The sequence below is a fragment of the Pseudonocardia nigra genome (genome assembly GCF_019396355.1).
Lineage (GTDB): Bacteria > Actinomycetota > Actinomycetes > Mycobacteriales > Pseudonocardiaceae > Pseudonocardia > Pseudonocardia nigra.
The window spans coordinates 1-8113 of record NZ_JAHKRK010000282.1 but is presented as its reverse complement, the minus strand read 5'-3'; the positions used below and the strand labels follow the sequence as shown (position 1 = coordinate 8113).

Genomic DNA, 8113 nt, shown 5'->3' with positions numbered 1-8113 from the left:
CGCGGTAAGCGGTTGATCGATGAGGGAACGCTTCAGAGGCGCCCAGCAGGTTCATCCCTTTCGTCGTGTCCGCTGAATCGGACAGCCGGTTGCGCAACACCGCCGGCGGCTCGAGTCGAGGGTGCAGGTTCAGGCGGTGGGTGACGCTGGTGATGACGTCGAGCAGCAGCGCGGGTCGGGTACCGATCGAGTTGGCGAAGATGGCGGTGACGGAGGCGGCCATGGCGGCCATGGCCCAGACCGGGTGGACCAGCCCGGTGGTGGCGAGGGGGACGCCGATGCCGTTGAAGGTGAACGCGAGCGCGACGTTGACGCGGGTGCGTCGGAAGGAGTCGATGCTGATGGTCCTGGCGTCGAGCACTGCGGTCACCTCGTCGCGCAGCAGGACGATGTCGGCGGACTCGACGGCGATGTCGGTGCCGCCGCCTGCGGCGAGGCCGACGTCGGCCTGCATGAGCGCAGGTGCGTCGTTGATGCCGTCGCCGACCATGGCGACCCGGGTGCCGTCGGCCTGCAGCGCGCGCACGATTTCGGCCTTGCCGTCCGGGAGCACCCCGGCCCGGATCCGGGTGATGCCGAGCCGATCGGCGACCCGGTGAGCGGCGCGCTCGTTGTCGCCGGTGACCAGCACCGGGTCCATTCCGGCGCGGCGCATCGCGGCGACCGCGTCGGCGGCGTCGGCGCGCAGCTCGTCACCCAGCGCGATCACGCCGAGTGCCCGCCGGTCGACGGCCACGGCGATGACGGTGTGCCCGGCGGCCTCCAGCTGGTCGACGGGAGCGGTCAGGGCCGCCACGTCGACATCGGCGTCGGCGAGGAACCTCGGCCGGCCCACCAGGACGTCCCGCCCGTCCACCGTTGCGTGCACCCCGGCGCCGGTGACGGACTCGAAGTTCTCGGCCTCGCCTACGCCGAGCCCGCGCTGGCGGGCGGCGTCCACGACGGCGCGGGCCAGCGGGTGTTCGGAGTCGCTCTCCGCGGCCGCGGCCAGGGCGAGTAGCCCGTCGTGGTCGCCGTCCGGGGCGTCGACCGTGCGGACGGTGGGCCGGCCCTCGGTCAGGGTGCCGGTTTTGTCCAGCACGATGCGGCGCACCAGTCGGAAGGTCTGGAATGCCTCGCCGGTGCGCATGACGATGCCGCGGTCGGCGGCGGCGCCGGTGCCGCGCACGATGGCCAGTGGCGCAGCGATGCCGACCGCGCACGGGTAGCCCATGACCAGCACCGACAGTGCGGCGAACACCGCGCGCCGCACGTCGGGCTCCCCGGCGAGCGCCCAGCTGCCGACCAGCCAGCCGGTCAGGGCGAGCGCGGAGATGGTGAGCACGGTGGGGGTGTAGACGCGCAGGATGCGGTCGACCAGGTGCAGGATGCCGGGCTTGAGTGCGCGGGCGTCCTCGACGTGGCGCACCACTTGGGCCAGGAAGCCTTCGGCGCCGGTGGCGGTGACCTCGATCGTCAGGCTGCCGGGGCCGTTGATCGCCCCACCCACGACCTCGTCGCCGGGGGCCGCGGTCGCTCGGCACCGGCTCGCCGGTGACCAGCGACAGGTCGATCGCCGACTGCCCGGAGCGAATCCGCCCGTCGAGCGGCACGCTCTCCCCGGGACGAACGCGCACCAGCTGCCCGATCGTGACGTCGGCGACCGGCACCTCGCACTCGGTGCCGTCGGCCTCGACGACCCGCGCGAGGTCGGGCTGCAGGTCCAGCAGCTTCTTGATCGACTGGCTGGAGCGGGTTTTGACCAGCAGCGACAGCCACTCGGAGAAGATGTGGTAGTTCGCCACCAGCACCGAAACCGCGAAGAACGCCGCGGTCGGGTAGTCCGGGAGCAGGTCGGCCAGCCCGATCAGCCCGCCGGCGATGCCGGCGAAGGCGCCGACCTCGAGCAGCACGTGCTGGTTGAGGATGCCGCGGCGGGCGGACTGGTAGGCCATCTGCAGGATGTGCGGGGCGACGGCGACCACCACACCGACCGCGAGCGCCCCGGCCAGCCACCCGATCACCGGCTCGGCCAGCCATCCGGCGGCGTGGGCGACCAGCGCGGCCACTCCGGGAGCGACGATCGCCAGCGCGCCGCCCAGTGCCCGGCCACGACCGGTCGGACGCAGCAGCGCGTACGACAGCGGCACCATCAGCGCCACCACCGAGGCCGGGACCAGCATCGACCAGATGCCGGTGACCTCGGCGATCAGCCCGATCGCGGTCAGGCTGGCCGCGACCGCGACCAGCAGCCGGGCGCCCTCGCGGACCAGGTCCGCCTCTTCCTCCTCGAACCGGCGCAGCTTCCGCGGGTCATACAACTCGTAGCCGACGTCGCGCAGCGTCCCCAGGATCTCCTCGGGCGTGACCTGGTCCGGGTCGTAGTCGACCAGGGCCTGCTCGTGGGTCAGGCTCACCGATACCGTGCCGACGCCGTCCATCCGGCCCAGTGCCTTCTCGATGGTTCCGGTGCACAGCGAGCAGTGCAGTCCCGCGATCCGGGCCCGGATCCGTCGGTGCCCGGGCGTGGTGCTCGGCTCCGACGCCCACAGCTGCGGACGCTCCTGGGTCGCGGTGCTCAAGCCTCCACCTCCTCCGCCACCTCGAAGCCGGCGGCGGTGATCCGGCTGGCGAGCGCTGCCGTGTCGGTGAGCCCCGGCCCGACGTGGACCTGGACCCGGCCGCTCGTGTGGTCGGCGTCGACGTCTCGTACGCCCTGCACCCGGCGCAGCACGTTGCCGATCCGCTCCTCGCAGCCGGCGCACGACATGCTGCTGACCTGCAGCTCGATCTTCTTCATTTCGCGCTCCTTCTGGGTGTGACCTGCCCTTTCTCGCTCGGTCCCGACGCTACGACCCTGTCCCAGGGGTAAGGTCAAGCGACGAGGCCGAGGCGATGGAGGGCGTGGACACATCGACATCTGCGGCGCGCGCCCACCTGCTGGCGCTCACGCTGCGCCTACTCCGCTCGGCTGAAGGCGGGCTCGGCGCGGTGCGGGGTCACGACGCGGAAGGCAACATCTGGTCCGATCCGGAGGCCGCCGCCGGGTACGGGAGGCCATCGGCGGGTGCCGAGGCCGCGCCGGCCGTCCTCGTTGACGCGTGGCGGGCGAACCCGACGGGCTCAGTGTGATGCGCAGCGACGCCTCGGTGAACTCGGCGTCCGTCCAGCCGGCGTCGAGTCCGGCCTGCCAGGTGGTGTCCTGGACGTGGCGCAGATGCCCGCCGACTCGCGGACCAGGGCGAGGGTTAGTTGACTGAACTCGCGGCCGGCCGGCCGGCCGACCAGACAAGACGTCGTCGGCGCCCGATCGGCGTCAGGAGCGCGATGGGGTCGCCGTCGTATTCGCCGGGACTCGGGCGGATATGGCGTTAGTCGCTGGGTCAGCCTGCCGCGAACGAGTGATGGCTGGGCGTCAGCACTCGGTTGCGCGGAGTCGCCGCTGCGCTGGTGGAGATGCCGGTCCGCTCCTATAGGTCCGGACTCAGCGGCGCAGGGTGGTCTCCCGCTCCAGCTGCGACAGCTTCTCGGGATTGCGCACGGCGTAGAGGCCGGTGATGAGGCCGTCGTCGATGCGCACCGCCACCACGGTGTCGATCTTTCCGTCGAGCCGGAGGATCAGTGCCGGGTAGCCGTTGACCTGTGCCGGCTGCAGCGGCGCCGCGGCGGCGGCCCTGCCCAGCCGGCTAGCGGCCAGCAGGGGGGCTACCCTGTCGGCCCCCACGACAGGCGACAGCGCGGCCTGCACCACTCCGCCACCGTCACCCAGGAAGACGACATTCGGCGCGAGGATATCGAGCAGGCCCTGCAGATCGCCCGTTTCGACCGCCCGCTGGAACGCCTCGAGCGCGTCTCGGGTCTCGGCCGGAGAAGCGGCCCCGCGCGGTCGGCGTGCGGCGACGTGTACCCGTGCCCGGTGAGCAATCTGGTGGACCGCGGCCGGGTTCTTGTCGACGGCTTCGGCGATCTCGTGGTAGTCGAGGTCGAACACCTCACGCAGCACGAACACCGCCCGCTCGGTCGGCGTGAGTGTCTCGAGCACCAGCAGCATCGCCATCGAGACGCTGTCGGCGAGCTCGATGTCCTCGGCGACGTCGGGCGCGGTGAGCAGCGGTTCGGGCAGCCAGGGGCCGACATAGGACTCCTTGCGACGGCTGAGCGTCCGCAGCCGGGCGAGCGCCTGGCGGGTGGTGATCCGGACAAGGTATGCGCGCTGGTCGCGCACCGTCGGCAACCCAGACCCCGCTACCCGGGCGTTCGTCGCCCACCGCAACCTGCTGTTCACCGTCGCCTACGAGATGCTCGGCTCGGCCACCGACGCGGAGGACGTCCTGCAGCGGCTCCCGCCGCGCTCGTTGGGCATACGTGGCTCCTGTTCGCTCTCGACTGTGTCGCCCACAAGACGCCGGGCCTCGTCGTTTTCTGACACCTGCGGTTGGTGGCACACGTCACGTGACCGTGCTGTCAGAAAGATCGGGGCGCCGGCATCTCGTGTTCGTTCGGTTCAGCGCGCAACACCATCAGTGAGGACGAAGTCATGGAACCCCGTCTCAACCTGAACGACAACGAGCTTGGCGCCAAGATCGGCAAGCGGTTCGCCAACGTCAGCATGGCGATCATGCAGTCGACGCTGCCGAAGTCCACGCTGGAGCTGATGGAGCTGCGCGCCAGCCAGATCAACGGCTGCGGTTTCTGCGTCGACGCCCACGCCAAGGAGCTGGCGGCCGCCGGTGAACCCGCGGTCCGGATCAACCTGGTCGCCGCCTGGCGCGAGTCCACCGTGTTCATCGACGCCGAGCAGGCCGCGCTGGCGCTGACCGAGGAGGGCACCCGGCTCGCCGACGCCCACCAGGGCGTGTCCGACGAGACCTGGGCCCAGGTGCGCAAGCACTACGACGACGACCAGATCGCCGCGCTGGTCTACCTGGTCGCCATGATCAACGCCGCCAACCGGCTCCTCGTGATCACGCGCACCAAGGGCGGTTCCTACGAGCCCGGCACGTTCGACAGCACGGCGAGCTGATTGGCAGGCGAATGCCTGGCCCGGCTCGGGATCATCGCTCCGGGCCGGGTCGGCGCATGTTCGGGCGCAGCTACGGCGCGCGTGAACGCGTGGCTGAACTGGCGCTGGCCGACCAGGTGGTTGGGCACCTCGGCGAATCCGACGGTGTCCTGATCGTCGACGAGGCCGGAGCCTGAAGAAGGGCGAGCACACCGTCGGGGTGCAGCGCCAGTACACCGGCACCGCAGGCCGGATCGAGAACTCCCAGGTCGCGGTCTACCTCGCCTACGCCAGCCGAGCCGGGCCGGGCACACGAGGCCGGACCTGACGGTTCCGCGGCCCAGCCACCGGCGTGGCTGGTGGGCAGATGCAGCGCGGGACCAGCGAGCATCGGTCGGACCGGGTACTCGATCGCGGCAATGCCCGGCAACTCGCTCACCGGTGGACAATACGCAGGTCATAGCGGGTGCGACGCCGGTGGACAGGCCGTGGCAGGGCCAGTCACCGCGCCGCTGCGCTCCGTCCGCAACTCGCGATCGGGGCGGCCGGGGGATCGAGGTCTGCCAGCTGAGAAGCAACAGCTGCACCAGCGTCGACGCTGCGCCGGTGAACCGTCCTGTCTCATTTGGTGTGATCGCGGCTACGCTGCGGGCCGAGGCCATCTGGATCCGATGCCCCATCAGCAGGCTGTCTCGGAGGCCATGCGGGGTCTAGCGAGGATGGCGGTCATTCCGGTTCGTGCTGGGCGAGAACTTGGCGGAGCAGGCGGGTCAGAGTCTGCCGGTCCTCGGCCGACAGCGGTTTGAGCAGGTCGTCCTGCACCTGATCGAGCACCCCATCCATGCGGCGCAGCTGCCGGACACCGCCCCTGGTGAGGGTCACCTTGTTGCGCCGTCCATGGTCCGGGTCCGGCGTCCGGTCGACGAAGCCCTGCTCGACCAGTTCGTTGACGGCCGCCACGACGTCGCTGCGGTCGATCCGGCACCGGCGGCCGAGCTGGGCCTGGCTCGCAGGCCCGAACTCGTGCAGTGCGGCCAGGATCCGGTAGTGGTACCCGCGCGCCCCTGCAGCGGTGAAACCGTCGGACACCAGCCGGCGGGCGTGCACGGCCAGCTGGGTGATCAGCCAGCTCGGCTTCACGGCCAGGCGCTCGGGGATCTCGTCCATGGCGGGCACTCTATCGGTGTTGGCGAGACCAACACTCTGCTGATAGTGTTGGCCACTCCAATGTTGGAGCAACCCTCAAAGGAGGCGTCGTGTCCGCTGCCATCCGGATCGCCGACCGCGTCGAGATTGCCGACCTGTTCGCCTGCCTGGTCAACCTGCTGGACGAAGGCCGCCACGACGACGCCCACACCATCTACCACGACGACGTCGTGGTGCGCTCGCCGCGCGGCGAGCTGCACGGCCTCGACGAGGTGACCGCCCACCTGAAGCGAAGCCAGGTTGAGGGAGAGCACACCCAACACGTGCATGGTGACGTGCTGGTGCATGTTGACGGCGACCGCGCGAAGGCCACAGCGAACCAGCTCGTGTACTTCTACCGCAACGGCGTACCACCCCACCGGACAAGCGGCCTGCGAGCGGCCTGCACCGCGGTGCGGACCCCGGCGGGCTGGCGATTCAGCGAAATATACATCACGCTCGCCTGGATGCACGAGAAGTGACGTGGTGAGTCAGGCCCGGACCTCAGCCCCGACTGCGCGGCAGGCCGACGCGCCCCCACTCGCCTGACGACGGAACCTGCCGGAAGGCATCGCCGACACGGACGGCGCGGCGGTTTGCCGCTGCCCGTGACAGAGTCGGCGGATAGGCATCGGCTGGTGCCCGTGGGGGAAGGTGCTCGAGCACTACGCCCGCCCTGCAGCGCCGGCGCCGACGCTGGCCTGCGGCTATGACGCGGCTGCGGTCCACGAACTCCTCGGCCTCACCCCGTGACCGGGTCCCAGACCGCACCACCTGCCCCGGACGCCGGGCTCGCCGCCCGGCCGGGCGGGGAGTTGGGCGCGGATCAGCTGGTTCCGCCGTCGCGGCGGCAAGCCGTGGAAACGCGGCGGGCGATCAGTCCGCGGATCCAGTTGCTGTCGCCTCCTGGCTCGCTGCCCGACGGCCTGACCCCGGCGGTGATGTCGGAGGTCGTCCCGCCGGATCCGCGGTTCGGGTCCGCCGGTCGGGTTCGTCCGCTGGTCGCCTACGACGCCGGCCTGCGCCCGCCGCCCCTGCTACCCGACGCGGCGGGCCGGGCGGTGCATCACCTCGACGTCGCCGACACCGTGCAGGTCGGGCCGCGAGGTCAGCGGCCAGCCGCTGGCCGTACCCGATCTTCTGGAACCGGTCGGCCGCGCCCCACACCACATGGGCGGGCAGACGAAGCGTGGGCAGCCGGTCGGCCACGGCCAGGGTGTCCTGCATGTCCAGGGCGCTCACCTGGCGCATCAGGCTGCGCGCGGCCCCGTGGGCGACGTAGTGGCGCCAGTGCACCCCGATCGACTCCAGAGCCCGGGCCCGGTCGTCGTGGCCGCGGTGCAGCAACTGCATGAAGGTCGGGTAGAGCGCGACCTCGGGCAGGTGGCGCAGGACAGGGGCGCCGCGCTGCATGGCCTTGACGCTCGGGATGGGCCAGGAGTCGTAGCAGACGGCATTGGTGAGCACGAGCCCGGCGAACCGGTGCGGCGCGTGCACGGTCGCGATCTGGGCGACGCCGCCGCCGAGGTCGTGGCCGACCAGGACCGGCGACTCGACCTCGACGGCGTCCAGCCACCGCAGCAGGCGCTGTGCCTGCGCCGCCAGGCCGAGGTCACGACCCTCGCCGTTCGCAATGCCCGCGCCGTACCCGCGCATCTCCAGCGCGAGGCAGCGTCCCTGGACCATCGACATGACGTGCCGCCACAGCTGCGGTGAGGTCGGGATGCCGTGCACCAGGACCACCGGTGACCCCTCGCCGTGCTCGAGCCAGCGGACCGGCTCGCCGTCGATCGTCTGCTGCCGCTCCATCATCGTGTTCGGCTACCCGTTGCGCCCGCGTCCGAACGGCCGGCATCGGGGCGATCCTGTCGGGCGGGTGACAATCGCGCGTTGTTCGCGTCGCTGCGGGCACCCAGCGGAGTGCGGTGGCCACCCTGGCCGGCGTGT

General features: G+C 71.2%; 7 protein-coding genes and 3 pseudogenes. 4 read left to right on the top strand and 6 right to left on the bottom strand.

From position 1 onward, the window contains the following. The 3 genes and pseudogenes from KME75_RS45405 to KME75_RS37695 all read right to left on the bottom strand — a co-directional run. On the bottom strand, positions 1-1489 hold a 1489-nt coding region (locus KME75_RS45405; RefSeq protein ID WP_308283438.1), incomplete at its 3' end, for a heavy metal translocating P-type ATPase. A 79-nt stretch (positions 1490-1568) separates the two neighbouring features. Next, positions 1569-2420: pseudogene (locus KME75_RS45400) on the bottom strand (P-type ATPase actuator domain-containing protein); the annotation flags it as partial. A 137-nt stretch (positions 2421-2557) separates the two neighbouring features. Then, complete coding sequence (locus KME75_RS37695; RefSeq protein ID WP_246633616.1) at positions 2558-2749, bottom strand: heavy-metal-associated domain-containing protein; 192 nt, start codon at positions 2747-2749, stop codon at positions 2558-2560. A 125-nt stretch (positions 2750-2874) separates the two neighbouring features. On the opposite strand from KME75_RS37695, the gene KME75_RS37690 reads away from it, so the two are divergent. Beyond that, positions 2875-3111 carry a hypothetical protein gene (locus KME75_RS37690; RefSeq protein WP_219419724.1) on the top strand — a complete coding sequence of 79 codons (237 nt, stop codon included), beginning with the start codon at positions 2875-2877 and terminating at the stop codon, positions 3109-3111. Between the two features lie 352 nt (positions 3112-3463). Here KME75_RS37690 and KME75_RS37685 read toward each other — a convergent pair. Further along, positions 3464-4216: pseudogene (locus tag KME75_RS37685) on the bottom strand (sigma factor-like helix-turn-helix DNA-binding protein); the annotation flags it as partial. Between the two features lie 300 nt (positions 4217-4516). Here KME75_RS37685 and KME75_RS37680 point away from each other — a divergent pair. After that, a complete protein-coding gene (locus KME75_RS37680; RefSeq protein ID WP_219419722.1) occupies positions 4517-5002 on the top strand; it encodes a carboxymuconolactone decarboxylase family protein in 486 nt (161 codons plus the stop codon). A gap of 110 nt (positions 5003-5112) precedes the next feature. Further along, positions 5113-5285: pseudogene (locus KME75_RS37675) on the top strand (transposase); the annotation flags it as partial. A 422-nt stretch (positions 5286-5707) separates the two neighbouring features. Here KME75_RS37675 and KME75_RS37670 read toward each other — a convergent pair. Continuing rightward, positions 5708-6148, bottom strand: coding sequence for a MarR family winged helix-turn-helix transcriptional regulator (locus KME75_RS37670; protein ID WP_219419721.1), 441 nt, complete (start codon positions 6146-6148; stop codon positions 5708-5710). Between the two features lie 89 nt (positions 6149-6237). On the opposite strand from KME75_RS37670, the gene KME75_RS37665 reads away from it, so the two are divergent. Next, positions 6238-6648 carry a nuclear transport factor 2 family protein gene (locus tag KME75_RS37665; protein WP_308283437.1) on the top strand — a complete coding sequence of 137 codons (411 nt, stop codon included), beginning with the start codon at positions 6238-6240 and terminating at the stop codon, positions 6646-6648. Positions 6649-7042: 394 nt separating this feature from the next. Here the strand turns inward: KME75_RS37665 and KME75_RS37660 are convergent, their stop codons facing one another. Continuing rightward, on the bottom strand, positions 7043-7978 hold the full coding sequence (locus KME75_RS37660; protein WP_246633614.1) for an alpha/beta fold hydrolase: 936 nt from the start codon (positions 7976-7978) through the stop codon (positions 7043-7045). Positions 7979-8113 lie beyond the last annotated feature (135 nt).